Source organism: Acinetobacter sp. SwsAc2 (assembly GCF_013391465.1).
In the GTDB taxonomy this organism is placed as follows: Bacteria; Pseudomonadota; Gammaproteobacteria; order Pseudomonadales; family Moraxellaceae; genus Acinetobacter; species Acinetobacter johnsonii.
Map to the genome: position 1 here is coordinate 1 of NZ_JACBEZ010000048.1, position 20,174 is coordinate 20,174.

The 20,174-nt window shown below is 42.7% G+C and carries 27 protein-coding genes, 1 rRNA gene and 1 pseudogene; 18 read left to right on the forward strand and 11 right to left on the reverse strand.

Annotation, left to right across the window (positions count from 1 at the left end; genetic code table 11):
* Both HYI04_RS15510 and HYI04_RS15515 read left to right on the forward strand, forming a co-directional pair.
* Positions 1–119, forward strand: a pseudogene (locus HYI04_RS15510) (IS30 family transposase); the annotation flags it as partial.
* A 202-nt stretch (positions 120–321) separates the two neighbouring features.
* On the forward strand, positions 322–585 hold the full coding sequence (locus tag HYI04_RS15515; protein WP_178896357.1) for a hypothetical protein: 264 nt from the start codon (positions 322–324) through the stop codon (positions 583–585).
* Between the two features lie 92 nt (positions 586–677).
* Here the strand turns inward: HYI04_RS15515 and HYI04_RS15520 are convergent, their stop codons facing one another.
* The 3 genes from HYI04_RS15520 to orn all read right to left on the reverse strand — a co-directional run bounded on the left by HYI04_RS15520 (position 678) and on the right by orn (position 3,073).
* Positions 678–1,481, reverse strand: coding sequence for an enoyl-ACP reductase (locus HYI04_RS15520; RefSeq protein ID WP_004697637.1), 804 nt, complete (start codon positions 1,479–1,481; stop codon positions 678–680).
* Positions 1,482–1,625: 144 nt separating this feature from the next.
* Entirely contained in the window at positions 1,626–2,360 is a 735-nt protein-coding gene (locus HYI04_RS15525; RefSeq protein WP_004697636.1) for a Bax inhibitor-1/YccA family protein, read from the reverse strand.
* A 158-nt stretch (positions 2,361–2,518) separates the two neighbouring features.
* Positions 2,519–3,073 (reverse strand): oligoribonuclease, encoded by a 555-nt coding sequence (gene orn / locus HYI04_RS15530; protein ID WP_004697635.1) that lies wholly within the window; start codon positions 3,071–3,073, stop codon positions 2,519–2,521.
* Positions 3,074–3,197: 124 nt separating this feature from the next.
* Between orn and rsgA the strand changes: the two genes are divergently transcribed.
* The 4 genes from rsgA (at position 3,198) to secB (ending at position 5,512) form a co-directional block, all read left to right on the forward strand.
* Complete coding sequence (gene rsgA / locus HYI04_RS15535; protein WP_004983468.1) at positions 3,198–4,256, forward strand: ribosome small subunit-dependent GTPase A; 1,059 nt, start codon at positions 3,198–3,200, stop codon at positions 4,254–4,256.
* A gap of 97 nt (positions 4,257–4,353) precedes the next feature.
* Positions 4,354–4,761 (forward strand): rhodanese-like domain-containing protein, encoded by a 408-nt coding sequence (locus tag HYI04_RS15540; protein WP_004697633.1) that lies wholly within the window; start codon positions 4,354–4,356, stop codon positions 4,759–4,761.
* A 19-nt stretch (positions 4,762–4,780) separates the two neighbouring features.
* On the forward strand, positions 4,781–5,035 hold the full coding sequence (gene grxC / locus HYI04_RS15545) for a glutaredoxin 3 (protein WP_004697632.1): 255 nt from the start codon (positions 4,781–4,783) through the stop codon (positions 5,033–5,035).
* Positions 5,036–5,062: 27 nt separating this feature from the next.
* Positions 5,063–5,512, forward strand: a complete 450-nt coding sequence (gene secB, locus HYI04_RS15550; RefSeq protein WP_004697631.1) for a protein-export chaperone SecB — start codon at positions 5,063–5,065, stop codon at positions 5,510–5,512.
* 60 nt (positions 5,513–5,572) lie between these two features.
* Here secB and HYI04_RS15555 read toward each other — a convergent pair whose 3' ends face one another.
* Together HYI04_RS15555 and coaBC are read right to left on the reverse strand one after the other, a co-directional pair.
* Entirely contained in the window at positions 5,573–5,962 is a 390-nt protein-coding gene (locus tag HYI04_RS15555) for a cytochrome b562 (RefSeq protein WP_078390220.1), read from the reverse strand.
* A gap of 76 nt (positions 5,963–6,038) precedes the next feature.
* Positions 6,039–7,313: a bifunctional phosphopantothenoylcysteine decarboxylase/phosphopantothenate--cysteine ligase CoaBC gene (gene coaBC, locus HYI04_RS15560; RefSeq protein ID WP_078390221.1), complete on the reverse strand. Its 1,275-nt coding sequence runs from the start codon at positions 7,311–7,313 to the stop codon at positions 6,039–6,041.
* Between the two features lie 111 nt (positions 7,314–7,424).
* On the opposite strand from coaBC, the gene radC reads away from it, so the two are divergent.
* The gene (radC, locus tag HYI04_RS15565; protein WP_178896358.1) at positions 7,425–8,117 is read left to right on the forward strand and encodes a DNA repair protein RadC; all 693 of its coding nucleotides are present in this window, start codon (positions 7,425–7,427) and stop codon (positions 8,115–8,117) included.
* Positions 8,118–8,192: 75 nt separating this feature from the next.
* Positions 8,193–9,104, forward strand: coding sequence for a bestrophin family protein (locus HYI04_RS15570; RefSeq protein WP_004983451.1), 912 nt, complete (start codon positions 8,193–8,195; stop codon positions 9,102–9,104).
* Between the two features lie 68 nt (positions 9,105–9,172).
* On the opposite strand, the gene HYI04_RS15575 is transcribed toward HYI04_RS15570, so the two are convergent.
* Positions 9,173–10,024, reverse strand: coding sequence for a PHP domain-containing protein (locus HYI04_RS15575; protein ID WP_178896359.1), 852 nt, complete (start codon positions 10,022–10,024; stop codon positions 9,173–9,175).
* Between the two features lie 44 nt (positions 10,025–10,068).
* Between HYI04_RS15575 and HYI04_RS15580 the strand changes: the two genes are divergently transcribed.
* From HYI04_RS15580 to mnmC, 4 genes are read left to right on the forward strand one after another with little or no spacing between them, the layout of a single operon-like run.
* Entirely contained in the window at positions 10,069–10,683 is a 615-nt protein-coding gene (locus HYI04_RS15580) for an inner membrane-spanning protein YciB (RefSeq protein ID WP_004983445.1), read from the forward strand.
* Between the two features lie 29 nt (positions 10,684–10,712).
* A complete protein-coding gene (locus tag HYI04_RS15585; protein ID WP_004697623.1) occupies positions 10,713–11,015 on the forward strand; it encodes a YciI family protein in 303 nt (100 codons plus the stop codon).
* A gap of 4 nt (positions 11,016–11,019) precedes the next feature.
* Complete coding sequence (locus HYI04_RS15590) at positions 11,020–11,523, forward strand: hypothetical protein (protein WP_178896360.1); 504 nt, start codon at positions 11,020–11,022, stop codon at positions 11,521–11,523.
* Positions 11,524–11,553: 30 nt separating this feature from the next.
* Entirely contained in the window at positions 11,554–13,467 is a 1,914-nt protein-coding gene (gene mnmC, locus HYI04_RS15595; protein WP_372239181.1) for an FAD-dependent 5-carboxymethylaminomethyl-2-thiouridine(34) oxidoreductase MnmC, read from the forward strand.
* 99 nt (positions 13,468–13,566) lie between these two features.
* Here mnmC and HYI04_RS15600 read toward each other — a convergent pair whose 3' ends face one another.
* A complete protein-coding gene (locus HYI04_RS15600) occupies positions 13,567–13,881 on the reverse strand; it encodes a rhodanese-like domain-containing protein (protein WP_004983438.1) in 315 nt (104 codons plus the stop codon).
* Between the two features lie 91 nt (positions 13,882–13,972).
* Here HYI04_RS15600 and HYI04_RS15605 point away from each other — a divergent pair, with 91 nt between their 5' ends.
* The 3 genes from HYI04_RS15605 (at position 13,973) to HYI04_RS15615 (ending at position 15,625) form a co-directional block, all read left to right on the forward strand.
* A complete protein-coding gene (locus HYI04_RS15605; RefSeq protein WP_004697619.1) occupies positions 13,973–14,461 on the forward strand; it encodes a YajQ family cyclic di-GMP-binding protein in 489 nt (162 codons plus the stop codon).
* Between the two features lie 28 nt (positions 14,462–14,489).
* Positions 14,490–14,990 carry a DUF4442 domain-containing protein gene (locus HYI04_RS15610; protein WP_010327555.1) on the forward strand — a complete coding sequence of 167 codons (501 nt, stop codon included), beginning with the start codon at positions 14,490–14,492 and terminating at the stop codon, positions 14,988–14,990.
* 137 nt (positions 14,991–15,127) lie between these two features.
* Complete coding sequence (locus HYI04_RS15615; RefSeq protein WP_178896362.1) at positions 15,128–15,625, forward strand: ester cyclase; 498 nt, start codon at positions 15,128–15,130, stop codon at positions 15,623–15,625.
* Positions 15,626–15,697: 72 nt separating this feature from the next.
* Here the strand turns inward: HYI04_RS15615 and HYI04_RS15620 are convergent, their stop codons facing one another.
* Genes HYI04_RS15620 through HYI04_RS15630 form a run of 3 tightly spaced genes read right to left on the reverse strand, consistent with a single transcriptional unit; the run spans position 15,698 to position 17,466 of the window.
* Positions 15,698–16,120 (reverse strand): acyl-CoA thioesterase, encoded by a 423-nt coding sequence (locus HYI04_RS15620; RefSeq protein ID WP_004697616.1) that lies wholly within the window; start codon positions 16,118–16,120, stop codon positions 15,698–15,700.
* A gap of 17 nt (positions 16,121–16,137) precedes the next feature.
* Positions 16,138–16,569 (reverse strand): thioredoxin TrxC, encoded by a 432-nt coding sequence (gene trxC, locus HYI04_RS15625; protein WP_004697614.1) that lies wholly within the window; start codon positions 16,567–16,569, stop codon positions 16,138–16,140.
* A complete protein-coding gene (locus tag HYI04_RS15630; protein ID WP_004983429.1) occupies positions 16,570–17,466 on the reverse strand; it encodes an alpha/beta hydrolase in 897 nt (298 codons plus the stop codon). It abuts the gene before it with no gap.
* A 124-nt stretch (positions 17,467–17,590) separates the two neighbouring features.
* On the opposite strand from HYI04_RS15630, the gene HYI04_RS15635 reads away from it, so the two are divergent.
* The 3 genes from HYI04_RS15635 to HYI04_RS15645 all read left to right on the forward strand — a co-directional run bounded on the left by HYI04_RS15635 (position 17,591) and on the right by HYI04_RS15645 (position 19,929).
* Positions 17,591–17,926: a TIGR01244 family sulfur transferase gene (locus HYI04_RS15635; protein WP_178896363.1), complete on the forward strand. Its 336-nt coding sequence runs from the start codon at positions 17,591–17,593 to the stop codon at positions 17,924–17,926.
* Positions 17,919–18,344: a beta-lactamase hydrolase domain-containing protein gene (locus tag HYI04_RS15640; RefSeq protein WP_178896364.1), complete on the forward strand. Its 426-nt coding sequence runs from the start codon at positions 17,919–17,921 to the stop codon at positions 18,342–18,344. The genes HYI04_RS15635 and HYI04_RS15640 overlap by 8 nt, the downstream gene beginning before the upstream one ends.
* 208 nt (positions 18,345–18,552) lie before the next feature.
* Positions 18,553–19,929 carry a dihydrolipoyl dehydrogenase gene (locus tag HYI04_RS15645; protein ID WP_178896365.1) on the forward strand — a complete coding sequence of 459 codons (1,377 nt, stop codon included), beginning with the start codon at positions 18,553–18,555 and terminating at the stop codon, positions 19,927–19,929.
* A gap of 138 nt (positions 19,930–20,067) precedes the next feature.
* On the opposite strand, the gene rrf is transcribed toward HYI04_RS15645, so the two are convergent.
* Positions 20,068–20,174 (reverse strand): 5S ribosomal RNA (gene rrf / locus HYI04_RS15650); the annotation flags it as partial.

The window sequence follows — 20,174 nt, forward strand, 5'->3', positions numbered from 1 at the left end:
TTGCCATGTCACTGAATACTCGTCCTAGAAAAGCGTTAGATTGGCTTACACCATTAGAGAAATTTGCTCAGCTTGTTGATTATCATAAGACTTTTCAAACTGTCGCACCTCATGTTTGAATTCGCCCCATATTCTGAGAAAGTAGCAGGTAGAACAATCGAGTTAATTGTAGAAAATTGGGAAGATCATAAGTTTAATGGGTTTGATCTTAAACTTATAATATCAATACCCAGAGCAAGATTAACCTAGTAAGCACATTAATTAGAAGAAACCCAAACCTAAGCCTATTAGATCAAAGTTATGTGTAAGAGAGATTTTCAAATGACCGAAGAAAAAATGGTAGAAGTCTTTGTTCCTGCGCTGGTGATATTGCTTGTCAGGGCAGAAGAAATTGCTAAAAGACCACTTTCAAAAGAAGAAATATTACGAATCCGAGATAATGCCACAGTTATTATGACTCCGTTGTCAGCTATGCCTGCTCTATTGAAAAGCCGTGGCTACTATGATCTTTATGCTCCTGAGGCATGGGAGCAATGGCAACTTTATCGTGAAGGTGAACTTGATCTAAGTGTTCCAGAAAATTAAAACAGATAAAGTACCCTTATCATTTGTCAAATTTCTCTAAAAAACAAAGCCGCTATAAAAGCGGCTTTATCATATAACTTGAATCAATCTAATTAGTCATCGAGCATCAAGTCTGGGCTCATACCCACAGTGTTGAAACCTGCATCGACATACATGATTTCACCGGTAATACCATTTGCCCAAGGTGAGCAAAGGAATAATGCGGCATTACCCACATCTTCAATGGTCACATTACGTTTAAGTGGTGAAATTTTTTCGTTTACATCTAACATTTTGCGGAACGATTTAATACCAGATGCCGCCAAAGTACGGATTGGACCTGCTGAAATCGCATTCACACGAATCCCTTCTGCACCCAAGCTTGACGCCAAGTAACGTACGCCCGCTTCTAATGATGCTTTCGCCATACCCATCACGTTGTAGTTTGGCATCACACGTTCAGAACCTTGGTAAGTCAAAGTCAATAAACAACCTTGACGAACTAAAAGTAATGGCTTCGCAGCACGCGCCATAGCAATAAAGCTATATGCACTGATGTCATGTGCCACTTTAAAACCATCACGATCCGTTACATCAGTAAAGTCACCATCCAAGGTATGCGCAGGCGCAAAACCAATCGAATGCACCACACCGTCTAAACCATCCCAGTGTTTTGCCAATTCAACAAAAGTTTGTTCAATTTCAGCATCGACAGCCACATCACATGGTAGAACAATCGTTGAGCCAAATTGTGCTGCAAATTCATCTACACGTTTTTTCAGTTTTTCATTTGGATAGGTAAACGCAAGTTCCGCACCTTCACGGTGAAGCGCTTGAGCAATACCAAATGCAATTGATAATTTACTTGCAATACCTGCTACTAAAAAACGCTTTCCAGCCAATAGTCCTTGTGCCATGTGACTCTCACTCAAAATAATTTATCTGCATAATGCCAAGTTTAAGTTGAAACCGAAATTGCATAATGCGCCTTTTTTCAATTCATCAACATTCAATAATAAATACGCCCCAATGAAGGGGCGTATTTGTTAAAACTAACGAGATTAGTCGTCGCCACGCAACATGCTGAGTAGGCGTAGAAATGAATAGTACATCCACACCAAAGTTGCTAGTAGCGCAATACCACACAGCCATTCCATCGCTTTCGGAGCGTGTTGTGCCGCAGCACTTTCAATCAAATCAAAATCTAAAATTAAGTTCAGTGATGCAATCACTGCAACAAAAGCGGCAAAACCTAAACCTAATAAGTTATTTTCAAATAAAAATGGAATGCTTGAACCAAAAGCCAAACGCATAACCATCTGCACCACAAAGACAATCGCGATGGCAATCGATGCCGACATCACTACCGATTTGAATTTTTCAGTGGCACGAATAATTTGAAAACGATACAAACCAAACATTACTAAAGTGGTGACAAAAGTTGCCAAGAGCGCTTGTAAAGGTACACCCGGATATTTCAATTGGAAGATAACCGACACCCCACCTAAAAAAGCACCTTCAAACAAGGCATATGGAATGGCAAGGGTACGTGCGGTATTTGGTTTAAAAGTTGCAATCAGGCCTAAAATTAGACCACCAATCGCACCGACTAAGGTTGCAGCATAGGCCAGCGAAATATTTAAGGTCATAAAACAGTATAAAAACAGTGCCATACCGACCACAGCCGCAATCACTGTAAGTAATACAGACTTCTGAATAGCACCTTGAACAGTCATTGGTTGACTATAGTCCGCATGTGTTTCCACGCGGTTCAAAATAGGGTTATTACTTTGCATAACTCAACTCTTTGTTATAATTTAATTAATTTACTTTATCATAAAGCGTGTTTTAAACTTGTATAGCAAAAAAGTGTTTCTTTTTTCTACACAAACACCCTCAGCTCTATTCTATTCGATTTCAATAAAAAAGAGGCTAGCGCCTCTTTCTGTAATACTTATTTATTCATAATAAAAAAGTATTCACGATAATACTTCAGTTCCGCAATCGAATCACGAATGTCATCCATTGCTAAGTGTGAAGCATTCTTTTTCAAGCCACTCATAATTTCTGGACGCCAGCGTTTAGCCAACTCTTTTACCGAAGACACATCTAAATTACGATAATGGAAATATTGTTCCATTTCAGGCATTAAACGGTGTAAAAAACGGCGGTCTTGGCAGATTGAATTGCCACACATCGGTGAGCTTTTTGGATTGACCCATTTTTTTAGAAACTCTAAAGTTTGCTGCTCAGCATCTTGCGCAGTCAATTTACTGCGACGTACACGTTCAATTAAGCCGGATTGACCATGTTGGCGAGTGTTCCACTCATCCATTGCATTCAGCACACGGTCTGGCTGATGTACAGCAAGCACAGGCCCTTCAGCTAAAATATTTAAGTTATCATCCGTCACAATTGTAGCAACTTCAATAATTTGGTCATTATCAGTATCGAGACCTGTCATTTCAAGGTCAATCCAAATCAAACGCGTATCAGCGGTGCTGCTCATAAATGTGCAATCTTATTCGGCTTAAAAACGATGATAGTAGCAAATTAATTGCTTCGATGCTGTAACTGATACCCTGCTTCGTGCTATTTTTGCCATCTTGAATTCATGGTTTTTTAGGATATGAATGGCTTTAATTCGTAAACGTCGTTTAACTGAACAGCAACAACGTCGCATTCAGAAACAACAGCAAACACGTCAAGAAGATATCGACACTTCAAATGATTTAGAAGGCTTGGTGGTACAACACTACGGCCGTCAGCTTGAAGTGCAAGCCCTTACGACTCCGGATCCACATCCCATCAAACCGACAGTACAAGCAGGTGAACCTGAGCCGTTTTGGAAACCGATTGAACTCGGCAGTATTTGGCGCTGTCATACACGTACCAACCTCGAACTACTGGTCACAGGTGATCGTGTCAAATGGCAAGCCGACCCAAATACAGGGCTCGGGATCATCAATGCCATACAGCCACGTCAGTCGCTACTGACTCGTCCAGACCGTTACCATAAAGTGAAACCTGTCGCGGCCAATATCAGCCTGATTGTGATTGTGTTTGCGCCACTGCCTGAGCCAGCACCAGGTCTGATTGACCGTTATTTGGTGGCCTGTGCCGATGCCAACATTCCAGCACTTTTAGTGCTGAACAAAACCGATTTGCTCAAAGACAATGACCCGATTTTAGCGTTGATTGCGGAATATCAAGCCTTAGGCTATGAAGTGATGCAAACACAAGCCGATGGCGATTTAACCGCACTGACTCAGCGTTTAAAAAATGAAACTGTGGCTTTTGTTGGCCAGTCTGGTGTTGGTAAAAGCACGCTAATTAATGCCATCGTGCCTGATGCTGCGCAGAAAACCAATGTGATTTCTGAAAACTCAGCCTTAGGGCAGCACACCACGACCTCTACCCGTTTGATTGGCTTTGGCGAAGGCGCCTCGCTGATTGACTCACCGGGAATTCGTGAGTTTGGTTTATGGCACTTAGATGCGGACAAAGTGCAACGCGGCTTTCCTGAAATTGAAAACTTGCTGGGCTACTGTCAGTTCCGTAACTGCACCCATAAACATGAAAAACAATGCGCTTTACGCTTAGCTGCGGCAAATGGTGAAATTTTAACGCGCCGTTTAGACAGCTATTTACGTCTGATTGATGAAATTGCTGAAGCTCAGCAAAAAAATTAATTTTTATTCAACCTTAGCCCTTGAAGCGGTGATTTTGATCACCATATTTTATGAGCTATACTCTCTAGCAATTTTTGAATTGTAATTTAGGTGACTTGTGGAACGTTGGTTCGAGTTTATGGGGAATCACCCCTTCTTATTTGGAACACTTGCGGTATTGGTTGTTTTGTTTTTCGTACTTGAAGGACAACGCAATGGTCGCAAAATTTCACCACAATCTTTAGGTATTTTAGTGAAAGCTAAAAATGCCATGTTGATTGACTTACGTGATGCCAAAGATTTCCGTGAAGGTCATATCAGTGGAAGTCGCAACATTCCCTACAGCCAAATTACAAAACATGCTGAAGAGTTAAAAGCTGCAGATCGTCCACTCGTGTTCATCTGTAACTTAGGCCAAGTGGCAGGTACCGCTTTACAACAAGTTGCACATACTGACAGCTATCGCTTAGATGGCGGGATTAGCAACTGGAAGGCTCAAGGCCTACCACTGGTTAAAGCTAAATAATTCGCACAAGGAGAAACTCATGGCTCAAGTCACTATTTACTCAACGACTGTATGTCCATATTGCGTTCGCGCAAAGCAGCTCCTTGAGCGTAAAGGCGTTGAATATAAAGAAATTAATTTATCTAAAGAAGCGCCAGAAGTCCGCATTGAATTGATGCAACGCACCAATCACCGTACGGTTCCACAAATTTTTATTGATGACCAATTTATTGGTGGTTTTGATCAGCTTTATGCTTTAGAGCGTGAAGGCAAACTCGACCAACTATTGGCATAATTAGCTCAGCATATTAAGGATTAGAAAATGAGTGAAGCTCAACCACAACTTGCTTTAGAACGTATTTACACAAAAGATATTTCTTTTGAAGTCCCTGGGGCGCAAGTTTTTACCAAAGAATGGCAACCAGAGTTAAACATTAACTTGTCATCTTCTGCTGAAAAAGTTGATCCAACTCACTACGAAGTTTCACTTAAAGTGGTTGTACAAGCAAACAATGCAGGCGACACGGCGTTTATTGTCGATGTTACTCAAGCAGGTATTTTCCTTGTAGATGGTGTTGAAGAAGAACGTCTTCCGTACATCTTAGGTGCATATTGCCCGAACATCTTGTTCCCGTTCCTTCGTGAAGCGGTGAATGATATGGTGACTAAAGGCAGTTTCCCACAATTGTTACTTACACCAATTAACTTTGATGCTGAGTTCGAAGCAAATATGCAGCGTGCTCAAGCAGCCGCTGTTGAAGGTCAAGCTTAAAACTTTAAGCCTTTCAAACATAAAAAAGACCGCTTTTGCGGTCTTTTTTATTGTACTGAATTATTTAAACGCTTTATGGCCTTGCTGCTTAATGGCCTCAAACTTGGCTGAACTTTGTTTGGCTTCCGCAAGTTTCCCAGCATGTACCAAATGTTGAGCATGTTCAATTTCTTGGGTTAATGCATCAAACTTTTGTTCATATTGTTTCACTTTAACACTGTCTTTTGGTTGTTTCACCAAAGTGTCAGGCTTGTTTTGTTTGGCAGTTGCCGCGGCTTTTTGCATTTCAGTTAATGCGGTATTCGCCTCTGTGGCGGTCTTGGCTTGAGCAAAAGCTTTTGAGTTCTTCGCCAAAGATTTCATCGCACCTTCTAGCACTTCCGACGCTTGTGCAAGTCCTGCCAAACATAAACCACTGCTCAACAGCACAACCTTTAATAATGTTTTCATTCTTATTCCTATGAGTTTGCAAAAAAATGCAGCCTAAGGCTGCATTGAATATCGCAAAAATTAAGACCGATGTAAATTAAAAATCATCATCACTTTCAGGGTCTCGATGTAAAGCATCATGAATCGCTTCAACCAACTGTAAAGCAATTTCTTGTTTCGACGCTTTTTCCAAATCGCGCTTTTCCATTTTATAACTTTCTGCAAAAAAGACTGTCATCGCATTTTCATCAGAAGCAAAACCAATATCAGGACGTGACACATCATTACAGGCAATCATATCGAGCTTTTTCGCCACCAATTTACCTGCGGCATATTCCTCAACATTGCGTGTTTCTGCTGCAAAACCCACCATGAATGGGCGTTTATCTTGCTGTGCAATGGTCGCCACAATATCAGGGTTTTTGATTAAAGAAACATTGAGCTCGTCCCCTGCTTTCTTAATCTTATGCTCTGCGACTTCTGCAACACGATAGTCCGCAACAGCAGCGGTCGCGATAAACACATCACAGCCTTCATCCAACATTTGCATGCTGGTATCCAGCATTTTCATAGCCGACGAAACATTGATTCGGCGTACACCGTTTGGTGTGTCTAAGCTGACGGGACCTGCAATTAAAGTCACTTTGGCTCCTGCCGCATAACAGGCGGCAGCAATGGCAAAGCCCATTTTACCGGTACTGTGGTTGGAAATATAACGTACAGGATCAATCGCTTCACGCGTTGGCCCAGCAGTAATGGTGACTTTTTTACCCGCCAACATCCCAAATTTTTCAGCCATGGCACGCTGCGCTTTATGGAAGTATTCTGTCACTTGATGTGCCAAATCCTCAGGCTCAGGCATACGGCCTAACCCGACATCACCACAAGCTTGTGCACCTGCATCTGGCATGATCACATGCACACCATCTTCCACCAAAGTCGCTAAATTACGCTGTGTCGCTTTTGCTGCCCACATTTGTTGGTTCATGGCTGGTGCGACCCATACAGGGGCTTTGGTGGCTAAATATAAAGTAGAAAGCAGGTCATCGGCTAAACCCGCAGCAAACTTTGCAATGGTGTTGCAACTGGCAGGCGCAACCAAAAGCAGGTCTGCCCAGCGTGCCAGCTCAATATGCCCCATGCCCGCTTCGGCTTCAGGGTCGAGAAGTTCTGTATGGACGGGGTTGCCCGACAAAGCTTGAAAAGTTAGCGGCGTAATAAAAGCCTGTGCACCTTCGGTCATCACCACACGGACTTGAAAACCCGCATCTTTTAAACGGCGAACCAAAATGGCACTTTTATAGGCTGCAATACCGCCCGTAACAGCTAAAAGGATATTTTTATTTGGAATTACACTGAGATCAAAGCTCACGAACAGGCTACCTTTCTGTTGCAGTGGCGCTCACAATAGCATTAAATAGTCTCGTACCCAATCATCGATTGGGCCCTGTTTCTCAGATTAAGAATAAAAAAGTATAAAATAATGCACTTATCCATAAAAAAATGGCCTGAACAAGAGCGGCCACGTGAACGCTTATTACAACAAGGGCCAGCCAGTCTCTCCGATGCAGAACTGTTGGCTATTTTCATCCGCTCGGGTTCAACACAACATTCTGCGGTCGAATTGGCACGTCTTTTATTGCAACATTTTGGTAGTCTGAATGCGGTTTTCGATGCTGAACTGCCCGAGCTCAGCCAATTTCACGGCATTGGCCCGACCAAGTATTCACAATTAATGGCCGTCAAAGAATTGGGACGACGCTACAGTAGCCAGCAGCTCAAGCAACACAAGTTGGAACTCAATCATTCAGCTCAATTGCTCAAGTTTTTACAGTATGAATTTTCAGGCGAGAACCAAGAAGTCTTTGCGGTGCTCTGCTTGGATGCACATTTAAGAAAAATAAACTTTAAAAAATTGTTTTTTGGCGCAGTCAATTCTTGTGAAATATCGATCAATCAATTGCTCCGTTACTGTATTGCTCAACACGCTACCTTTATCGTGATTGCACATAATCATCCGCTTGGAAAAGCTCAACCCTCCACTGCGGACATCGAACTGACCGAGCGCATTCTTCAAGCCAGTCAGCTCGTGGATATTCAACTGATTGATCATTTCATCTTATCACCCGAAGGTGCTTTTTCTTTTGCTGAACACGGCCTGATCCAATCCATTTAAATATGCAGACAAATGATTGACAAATACCACGACAAATATGAAGATCAAGCAAAATTTTAAAAGAATTCTAATCACATGATTGTGCGTGATCAGCCAAGTATTTTTAAGGTGCTTTTTTCATGGCGTGGCACCATTCTTCCCAAAGTTTTACCTCCTTTGGGCGTGGTCATGTTGGTCTCTGCCATTATTGGCATTTTGTCCTATGTCGGCTATTTCCACTTCCCTGAACTGCCCTTGGTCGGCTTCACCCTCATTGGGGTAGTACTTTCCATTTTCCTCGGCTTTAAAAATAGTGCCTGCTATGACCGTTGGTGGGAAGCACGGAAGCTATGGGGCATTTTAATTGCCAATTCACGTCACTTTGACCGCGACTGTCGTATCTTGACTCAAGGTCGGCGTGAACGTGTGATTCAACATGTGATTGTCTTTGCCAATGTTTTACGTGACCGTTTACGCCATCAAACAGCCAATCCAACAGAACTGGTAGAAACTAGTGGCTTAAGTCAAAATGCGCTGACTCAGCTGTATCAACAAGCCAATGCCCCGCAGTACACGCTTAGTCTGATTCAGTGGGAGTTGATGCAAGCATTAAAAGAAGGTGAAATTAGCGACATTGTCTATGCGCAGTTGAATCAGCACGTTGCTGACTTGAGTGTGGTGCAAACTGGCTGTGATCGTATTGCGACAACACCGCTACCTTTTGCCTACTCTGTATTACTCAATCGTACGGTATATTTTTTCTGTCTCATTTTACCGTTTAGCTTAGGCTCAACCTTGGGTATTTTCACCCCGCTCTTGGTTGGTGTGTTGGCCTATACCTTCTTAGGACTCGATGCTTTGAGCTCGGAAATTGAAGAACCTTTCGGAACGCAAAGTAATGACTTGCCGCTGGACTCGATGGTACGGACTATCGAAATTGAACTGCTTGGAACTTTAGGTAAACCTACCCCTCCCCCCATTCAAGCACAAGACAATAACTTACTCTAATCAAGCGCACGCTGACCTTCTCTTAGGATAGATAACTCTATGGAGAAAGTAGGAATGACCAGTACTCGTTAAATAAAACTTTCCCAAATCCCCACTTGCCCGTCTTTGACTCTGGGAATATTGCCCAACTTAATCCAAGGCATATTGTCACCATGAAAGTCACTCCCGACCGATACTTTTAAACCATGCTCGGCAATCATTCGGTCCACCATTTGACGGGTAGATGTCGGTTCGACATTGGGCGGCAACTCAACCGCATCCCCACCAAACTGCGCAAATATTTCAATCAGATAACGAATGTTCGTAGCAGATAAGTCATACCGTGTCGGATGCGCCAATACGGCAAAACCACCACTGGCATGAATCACTTGAATGGTTTCTTCTAAGCCCAGCCCATCAAATTTCACGTAGGCTTTCTTACCTTCCTTAATATATTTATCAAACGCTTGTTGCGCACGACTCACATACTTTTTTTCAACCAAGGTCTTGGCAATATGCGTTCGAGTCACACGGTCAGGCATCTGTTCAACTTTCGCCAAAACATCGAGATAAATATCTTCACCAATCAATGGAATCAACAAATCACAGATTTGCTTAGCACGTCGCGCACGGATTTGTTTTTGCTGTTCAAGGCATTTTTGCAGTGGCTCTAGATCTTGCATATTCAATGCAACCACATGCACACCATAGTTTTTCTGGGTTGAGGGTCTCGACCATTGGCTCGAAATTTCTACACCCGAAATAATACGCATCGCATGCGACTTTGCAGCCAACTCTGCCAACGAGAGACCATCCATGGTGTCATGGTCTGTCAAAGCCAAGGTGTGGATGCCTTTTTCCGCGGCAGCATCAACCAATTGCTTCGGTGTGAAAGTACCATCAGAAATATTGCTGTGAGTATGTAAATCTACGCCTTCCATCACTTATACTAGCTATTTATTTGAACAGATTTAGATACTCTAACATGAAAGCACTTTTAGACTTTGTGCCGCTGATCATTTTCTTTTATTTATATAAAACTGTAGATCCTAAAAATACTGATCATCCATTGCTCCAATTGATTGGTTCTGCTGGGGGTGTCGATAATAATAATATTCTTGTAGCCACCACAGGTTTGATTATTTCGATGCTGGTGGTTTACGGCGCACTGTTCTTCATGCAAAAGTTCCGTTTAGACAAACAACAGTGGATTGTGTTGTTTATGACGGTTATTTTCGGCGGTGTCACCTTAATGCTGTCGGATGACTTTTACATCAAACTCAAAGCAGCCTTACTGAATATTATTTTCTCAGGCGCTTTCTTACTTTCTCCTTATTTTGGCAAAGAACGTAAACCGCTGATCAAACGCTTGTTCGGCCCAATCTTCAATTTAACCGACGCAGGTTGGAAAAATTTAAACTTTGCATGGGCTGCTATGTTTGCCCTCATGTCTTTTTTACACGTATTTTTCGCATTTTTATTTATGGACGGAAAATATTGGGGAGAATTCACGGCTTTTGGTGACATGATCGTGATGTTTTCCTTTATCATTATTCAGTTTATTGTATTGCGTAAATACTTTAAATCTTCTGAAGAGTAATTTAGCCAGAACATACATCGAGAACTCTTATGCCGCTATTCGTCGTCACATGTACCGATCAAGAAGGTACAGTCGAAAAACGTCTTGCTACACGTCCAGAACATCTTGCTCGTTTACAAAAACTTAATGATGAAGGTCGTTTAATTGTTGCAGGAGCGATGCCGAAAGATCCAAGCAATCCGCAAGCAGGCTTTTACGGCAGTACGATCATTGTTGACTTTGACTCACGTGAAGCACTCGATGTCTGGTTACAGGAAGAGCCATTCTTAAAAGCAGGGGTTTATCGTCAGATTGATGTTAAACCATTTAATAAAGCATTCCCTCAAGGATAAGGTCATGCGCGTTGTTGTCACAAGCTTATTGGGCTTATCTCTTCTTTCTTCTATGGCGTGGGCCGTTGAAACCGCTCCTGCCCCGAGTGTAGCCTCTGCTGTACCAGCAACGACTGCCGCACCTGTTCAAGTGCAAGGCAGTACAACTCAACCGAAAATCATTCCAGCGGTGGCCACAGTTAGCACAACAGGTCAACCACAAGAAGCCAAACCACTCACCGCTGAACAACTTGCCAAAAACAAAGCATTGCAAGATGCCAAAGTCAAAGCATTGGTCAAAGACCAAGCTTCACGTCTTGCACAATTGGAAAAAGCCAACCTTGATGCTTTGGCGCAAAACCAAGAGCTACAACTTAAAAATGATAGCCTTGGGGTACAAGTACAGGTTTTACAAAGTGAACGCAGTGCGCAAATGTTCCTCTACGGGGCAGCAACCATTGCTGTTGGTGTATTACTGGGCTTCTTAATTGCCAGTTACGTTTATACCAAACGTCGTCGTCAGTGGTAAGCTAAGCCCTATTGAAAACAATAGGGTGCTGTGGTTGTGTCGCGTGCAATTCAAACTGCCGATTTAGAGTGGCAACAGATTGATGGCATAGATGTGCCAGTCTCAAAAAAATTTGACGATGTCTATTTTTCCAAAGACAATGGTCTACTTGAAACACGCCATGTGTTTTTAAATGGCAACGATTTATCTGAGCGCCTGTCCAATCTTCAGCCCTTTGAATATTTTAGTGTGGGTGAAACAGGCTTTGGCACAGGGCTCAACATCTTGGCACTTTGGCAACTTTGGCAAGAAGTACGGCCAAATAACCACAGCCATCTCCATGCCATTTCAGTTGAAAAATTTCCGCTGTCTAAAACGGATCTAATACGCGCACTCGATGCTTGGCCTGAACTTAAACCGATCGCCGATGAATTGATAACACAATACCCGCATCCGATTGCGGGTTGTCATCGCCTGAGCTTCCCTAATGAACGTTTTAGCCTAGACCTTTGGTTAGGCGATGCCCACGATGTTTTCCCTAGTATGGCAAAAACCAGTAGCGTTAACGCATGGTTCCTCGATGGTTTCGCACCTGCCTGTAACCCAGACATATGGGAAGAGCAAGTACTGAATCACATTGTTCGTTTATCTGGTATTGGAACGACATTTTCTTCATTTAGTGTCGCAGGCGTACTCAAACGTGGTTTAACACAGCATGGCATTTCTATTTCACGTCCGCGTGGCTATAAGCATAAACGCGAAATGCTCAAAGCCATCTGGTTAGCTGCTGAGCTTGAACATACATCAGACGCTGTAGATACCCAATCAGTATTAAATCAAAATCAACCTGATCAAATACCACACGCTTTTAAGCAACGCCAGATTGCTATTATTGGCGCAGGGATTGCAGGTTTAACTAGTGCATGGGCCTTTGCCGAGCGCGGGCATCAAGTCACGCTCTACGACCAATCTGAGCCACTTGCTGGAGGTTCAGGCAATCCACTAGCCCTACTCAATCCCAAACTTTGTCCGATTAAACAAAGTCATGAACATCTCATGACTTTAGCTTGGCAACATGCTTTACAGCACTATCCTAAATTTCAGGCTTTTCGCCCCATTCAAGTACATCAACTGGCGCTAAAAAAAGCCGAAGACTTACTCGATCTCGAACAAGAATATCCTGCGGGTCTTCTGACAACCGAAACCGCTGCTGATTCTGCGTTAATCACTGAATATCCAAGTCTGAATTTAACCGAAGCAGGTGCAGTCTCACCACATCAACTCAGAGATCAAATCTTAGCGCATCCGCTGATTCAGTTCGTACAAGCCAACATTACTCAAATCCATCCAGAGCACAATGAACTTTTCAATGAACAAGCCCAATCTCTCGGTCAGTTTGATCACGTGATTGTCTGTTGTGCGCGCCACACAGCTGCTTTCTTTGAGCAATATCCTGTGTTGAAGCCCATTCGCGGACAAGTCAGTTGGGTGGAGAATACTGCGCAACCTTTAGCCCTCAATCAAGCCTATAGCTATGGCGGCTATTGTATGCAGCTTGATGCTCAACAACTCATCTTAGGTGCATCCTTCTATCCCAATCGAGATGACAGCGATGTTTTGCTTGAAGACCATGTGCATAACTACGAGCTTATCCACAGCGTCTTTCCACATTATGCACAATCGCTTCCTGATGTGGCGACTTGGCAAGGCCGTGCATCTGTTCGCGCGCAAAGTCTGGACTATTTTCCAGTCCTTGGAAAAATGTCTGAACAGACTGAAATTTATAGCTTTGCGGGCTTGGGCTCTAAAGGCTTTTTGTTTGCGCCTTTATGTAGTGAAATTTTAGCGGCGCAGATACTGAAAGAGGCCTGTCCCGTTCCTGAGTCACTGTTACAAAAGCTCAGTCCGAACCGATTCCATAAAAAGCTCAAAGCCAAAAAGCCTTATTTTAAAGCGCAGTCTTAGTTCTGCTTATGACTCAAGTGCAGCGTATGGCGTTATAGAGAAAAAATCACATTTCCAAGACATTAAAAAAGCGCCTGACGGCGCTTTTTTTGCTTCTGCTTAATTACTTTGTTCTAAGGCTAAACCAGCATCACGAGCAGCACGGGTACCACCCATTAAAATCACATACTCACGCGCACTGTCAAAACCTTCGAGTAACTCTGCAGCACGTGGCGCTTTACTACCGCCACCACATAAAATGTAAATCGGTTGATCCGTCGACACTTGAGTAAGGCTTTGTGCTGAAAGTTCTGTGATTGGCTGATTAATCGCCCCTTTCACGTGTGCTTCAGCATAAGCACTTGAATCGCGTACATCCCAGATGATCGCATCCTCTGGGAACTCAAATGTTGTAATTTCTTGTTTACGGATCATTGCGCACTCCTTTGATGTAAACAACACTTGGCAAATGAAGAAAACATCCCTAGCATCTCAGATATTCTTTCCATTTGTAAAGGTTTAATCCATGCCATCTTTTGATATTGTTTCAGAATTAGAAATTTTTGAAGTAAATCATGCCGTTCAGAACACCCAAAAGGAAATCGCAACCCGTTTCGACTTCCGTGGTCAGGATGTTTCGATTGAACTCAATGAAAAAAACAAAGAAATCAAAATCTCAACTGAAAGTGATTTCCAGTGTGAACAAGTGTATACCATGTTAGAGAACCATTTCTTTAAGCGTAAAGTCGATATTCAAGCCCTTGATCCACAAAAAATGACTGCTTCAGGTAAAAATGTACTTCAAGTGGTGAAATTAAAAGACGGACTTGACTCAGATACCGCAAAAAAAATTAACAAGGCCATTAAAGAAAGCGGCATTAAAGTGCAATCTTCAATTCAAGGCGACAAAATTCGTGTGACTGATAAAAAGCGCGATACATTACAGCAAGTAATGACGTTTTTAAAAGAACAACAATTTGGTCTGCCTTTACAGTTCAATAACTTTAAAGACTAATACTCTTGTTTGATCATTTGAGGTAACTATGCCAAAGGCCAATCGCTTATCAAAACTTGTAAAAACCACGTCACGCTTGCCGAAAGCGTTGCGTACGCGATTATGGAGTCAAGCTTTTGGTCGCATAGTTCCGATGGTCGGTAGTGCCAATATTCGTTATTTGCAAGTCAGTCACAGTGAAGTCGTAGTCAAAATCGAAAATCACCGTGCCATGCAAAACCATATTGGTCAACTTCATGCCTGTGCCATGGCCTTAATTGCTGAAACGGCAACAGGCTTTGTAACAGGGATGAATGTGCCTGACCATTGCATCGTTCTGATTAAAAGCATGCACGTTGACTTTAAACGTCCGAGTAAAGGTGCCATGACAGCGACAGCCACCTTAACACCAGAACAACAGCAGCTGATGCAAACCACCGCCAAAGGTGAAACTTTAGTTTCTGTGACAGTGATGGATGAGTCTGGTGAAGCACCCGTTCAATGTGAAATGTTATGGGCGTGGCTCGACAAAGCATCATTAAAAAAGTAAGAATGTAAATATAACTTACTGTTTGGTAAGTATAAAATTTACAACATTACACTAAAGCTGCGACTAAAACTTACTATATCTGTACTTCGACTCGGCTCAAAATCATGCTACATAATATGAATATTTGAGCTGACTTGATGAAAAAAAGACTAATTTTAGCGACTGCCTTATTTTCTTTAGGGCTGGTGGCGTGCCAACAGCACAACCCAGCCAACTCATCGGTTTCAACAACGCCGCATGACCATTCGACCTCTACCCTGACCGAACAAAATAAAAAGCTTGTAGTGGACTTTTATGAAGGCGTTTTTAGCAAGCATCAGGTTCAAACCTATTCTGACCGCTATATTGGTACACAATACATTCAACATAATCCCTATGTTGCAGACGGAAAAGCGCCTTTTGTAAACTACTTCACCCAGTATTTTAAAGAACATCCTGATGCAAAAAACACCATCAAGCATGTCGTAGCCGAAGGTGATTTGGTGGTGCTGCATGTACATTCCACTCAAAATGCACAAGATCGTGGTGAAGCCGTTGTCGATATTTTCCGCGTCGAACAAGGCAAAATTGTAGAACATTGGGATGTGATACAAAGCATTCCCGCGGAGTCTGCCAACCGCAATACTATGTTTTAATCCATCGGACTGCATGGAATAGCAAAAAAGCCAGTGATTACACTGGCTTTTTTTTGCAGACTGACTCAAACCTTAGTTGGATTGGCTTGCAAGGAACTTTTCTTTAACATCTGCAGGAATCTGACGTTTATTGCCTTTGACATCAACAGCAACAAAGGTAAAGACACCTTCAGTCACACGTACAGGTGGACGTGAACTGTCATGACTATCCCACACTTCAATTTCCATCTGAATAGACGTATTGCCCACTTTTAACAGTTTGGTATAACAACTGATGACATCGCCGACTTTCACTGGAACTAAGAACGTCATTTGATTAATTGAAATCGTTGCACAGCGCCCCTTACTAAAACGCTCTGCGTGAATTGCACCCGCCAAATCCATTTGTGACACAATCCAACCACCAAAAACATCTCCACTCCAGTTGGTATCGGCTGGCATTGCAATTGTCTGAAGAGACAACATCCCTTCTGGTTTCACATGAATCTCTGACACGTTGACTCCAATTTTCGTTATGACTGGGCTTGCAACTGTTGATCTAACCATTGTTGCAATTGTGGCGCACGGAGCGCACCGCTTATTCTAGCAATTTCAGTAGTTTTATTCATTAAAACTAAGGTTGGAATACTACGTACGTTAAACGCACTGCTCAAGCGCGGAGATTCTTCGGTATTAATTTTAGCAAAAATAACCTGCGGATTTTGCTTGGCCACTTCAGCAAAGTGCGGAGCCATCATTTTACATGGACCACACCACTCTGCCCATAAATCAATAAACACAGGTAAATCGCTATGGCTAATGAACTGGCTAAAATTCTGCTCATTCAATTCAATCGGTGCCGCAGGTAAAAGCGCTGCGTGGCATTGACCACAGCTCGGATTAGCACTCAATTTCTCTTCAGGCACACGATTCTTGGCCAAACAAGTAGGACAGACGATAATCATTTAGTTGACTCCAATATGTTGATGTAAGAATTCTAATTGGGTCGAAATGGCTTTTTCAAACCAACTGGCATGATAAATATCAAAATGCTGCATTTCCCACTCATGATATTGAACAAAAGGGGCAATATTGGTGGCTGCTTCACGACTGGATTCGATCGGAATTAAACTATCATGCTTGGCAGCAATGAAAAGTACAGGAATATTAATTTGTCTGACATTTTGAATGGGACGATAACGAATTAAATTAAAAAAGAGTCGGGCAGGTATCTCTCCACTCCAATAATAATCAGGATTAATAATCGAACGATAACCCAAATAGGCATCTTGCGTCGGCAAAAAACATAACTCACGTGGATCAACCACAGGTAAAGTAGTCGGGGACATCCCTACTTTTCCCCCCATATAATCTTGGCTGGATAGTTTTAAGGCTTTGGGGAACTGTTGCAAAGGATATAACTTCGCACTTGCTGCCCCATCCACAAAAGGCACTTGCGCCATCACGGCCTGTACATTTTTGAACTCTGCTGCAATATCGAGCACATAACCACCACTGAGCGCTGTCCCCCACAGCACGATCCGTCGACTATCGATCGACTTACGTTCTTTGAGGTGGTTAATCATGGTCCGCCAATCTTCAAGCTGCTTCTTAATCGAGACCAGCTCTCGTGGACGTCCGGTACTCCCGCCCCAATAACGGTAGTCAAATAACACGACTGCATAGCCCGCTTGTGCAAAACGCTGCGCAAATTGGATCAGTTTGAATTGGCGCAGCCCAGCCAAACCATGGGCCATCAAAATCACTGCTGGCTTTTCTTCAGTTTTCGGACGATAGAAATCCGCAGCAATGACCTCTTGGCCACTTTTGACATATAGCGGTTCAACGGTATAGGCGTGCATACCTGCTCCATTGCGTTATTTTATGGTTGTAATCGCTTATAAATATTTCAACAGCATAGGCTGAACTTTCAGCTTAATGCTATCATAAAGCATATCTCGATTAGTTTAATTTTGGAGTGACAGCATGAGCGAAAATGTAGGCTTTGCAGGTCAAATTGGCCCAGAACATTTGTTTCAAGTGGTTGAAAAAGGGTTTAAATCTGTGATCAATAACCGTCCAGATATGGAAGGTGGTCCAGAACAACCGACCAGCGCTCAAATTGAAGAAGCAGCACGTGTTGCAGGCCTAGATTATGTCTATCAACCTGTCGTTGCAGGTCAAATCACAGAAATGGATGTGCGCACTTTTGCCAATCATTTCAATGAGCTACCAAAACCTGTTTTAATGTTCTGCCGTACAGGCAATCGCTCAAACAACTTATACCAACTTGCGAAACAAATGGACCTGTTAGATGACTAAACGGTTGTTTAAAAGTGTCATCTGCACTGCTCTGATTTTAACGAGCAGTGCATTGTGGGCGGCAACGAATAACCTGAGTCAAGCACTCAGCCCGCAGCTCAGCGTTTCAGGGGAAATGACCCAAGACAAGTTTCAACAGTTGATAAAACAAGGTTTTAAGTCGGTCATTGTCAACCGACCAGATCAAGAACAAGGTAATACCGTTCGCGTTGATCAACTACGTAATATTGCGGAACAGTCCAAAGTCAGCGTAATTTACCAACCGGTTACCAGCAGTAAAGTTTCTGAAACAGACGTGGTCGAATTTGCTAAATATTATAATGAATTGCCCAAGCCTATTTTAATGGTCTGTAAGAGTGGTGCTCGCTCTAGTCTGCTGTTCAATCAGGCAAAACAACGAGGATTACTCCATGAATAAACTATTGCTGCTTTTACTCTGCTGTACCTTAATGACAGCATGTAGTTCAATGAATGTCCATCCTACCGTTGGGGTAAGCGTTGGTACTGGCTTATAAGTCAAATGAAAGTAAAGACGGCATCTAGTGCCGTTTTTTACAAAATATAATCATCTACAGCCCTGAATATGTTAACTATAGAGTATGTCTCTCTTAGATAAACGTTTGCTTATGTATGATCTGATTATTATTGGGGCTGGAACTGCAGGTATCGCAGCCTACCAACAAGCCGTGAAGTCCACACAAAATCTATTAATCATTAATGATGGGCCATGGGACACCACTTGTGCACGTGTGGGTTGTATGCCCTCAAAAGTCCTAATTTCTACAGCAAATCGCATGCATGATATTCAACATGCGGATCGTGTCGGATTGCAAGTAGAGTCAAAAATAGACCTCAGTCAGGTCATGCAACACGTACAAAAACTCCGTGATCGCTTTACTCATAGTACCCTTAAAACCGTAGAGAGCTGGCCTGAGTCCCATAAAATTAAGGGCCGTGCTCGCTTTGTCGATTCAAAAACGGTCGAAGTTAATGGGCAACACTACCAAGCCAAAAGCTTTATTTTAGCTGTAGGCTCCACACCTAGCTTTGACCCAGCATGGAAGAATGAACTCGGTGATCGACTCATCACCTCCGATCAAATCTTTGAACTCAATGCTTTACCCAAATCTTTAGCAGTGATTGGGAGCGGCGTCATCGCAATTGAACTTGCGCAAGCCATGCAACGACTTGGCGTCAATACCACTGTCTTTGCACGTAGTCGTAAAGTCGGCGTTCTGACTAGTCCTAAATTGCAGCAGTTGGCACAAACAGAAATTAGCACCGAACTTGAGATCAAGTTCGAAGTTTTACCCACAGAGGTTAAGTATATAAATAATCAAGTTGAACTTAGGTTTACTGAAAATGGTCAGCCTAAAACACTCAACGTCGATTATTTATTGGTTGCTACAGGACGCAGCAGTCTTTTAAATACCCTTAAACTCGAAAATATCGACACCTCATTCACAGACTTAAAACATTTACCTGTTGATCCTGAGACCAAACAACTCGCCGACTATCCGATTTTTATCATTGGCGATGCACATACTGATACTCGATTACAACATGAAGCCGCTCACGAAGGTAAGGTCTCAGTCAAAAATGCATTGAACTTCCCCACTATAGAATCATGCAAAACCCTAACGCCTTTAGGTATCGTGTTTAGCAACCCAGAAATGGCAATGGTTGGACAAAACTTTAAGCAACTGCAAAGTGCACCTATGCATTTTGTCATCGGCGAAGTGCCTTATACGAAACAAGGACGTGCATTAGTTCTGGGTAAAAACCATGGGGCCATCGAGGTCTATGTGGATAAAAGCAGCCGAAAACTACTTGGTGCTGAATTACTCACAGACTCTACTGAACATTTGGCCCATTTACTGGCATGGATGATCGCAGAACAACTGACCGTCGATGAAATTTTGCAAAAACCGTTTTATCACCCAACCCTTGAAGAAGGTTTAAGAACGGCATTAAAACATGCACGTCGACAGCTAGATACCTAAACTGCGAAATTCATAATGCATGTTCTTTTATATAGATGCATATTCTCCACTCTTCTCTTTTTAATTTATATTATTTAATATATTCAGCATAAAAAAATCCCCCTATCTCATTTGAGTTAGGGGGATTTAGAATTAATGAGCTGGCGATGACTTACTCTCACATGGATAACTCCACACTACCATCAGCGCTAAGAGGTTTCACTTCTGAGTTCGGGAAGGGATCAGGTGGTTCACTCTTGCTATTG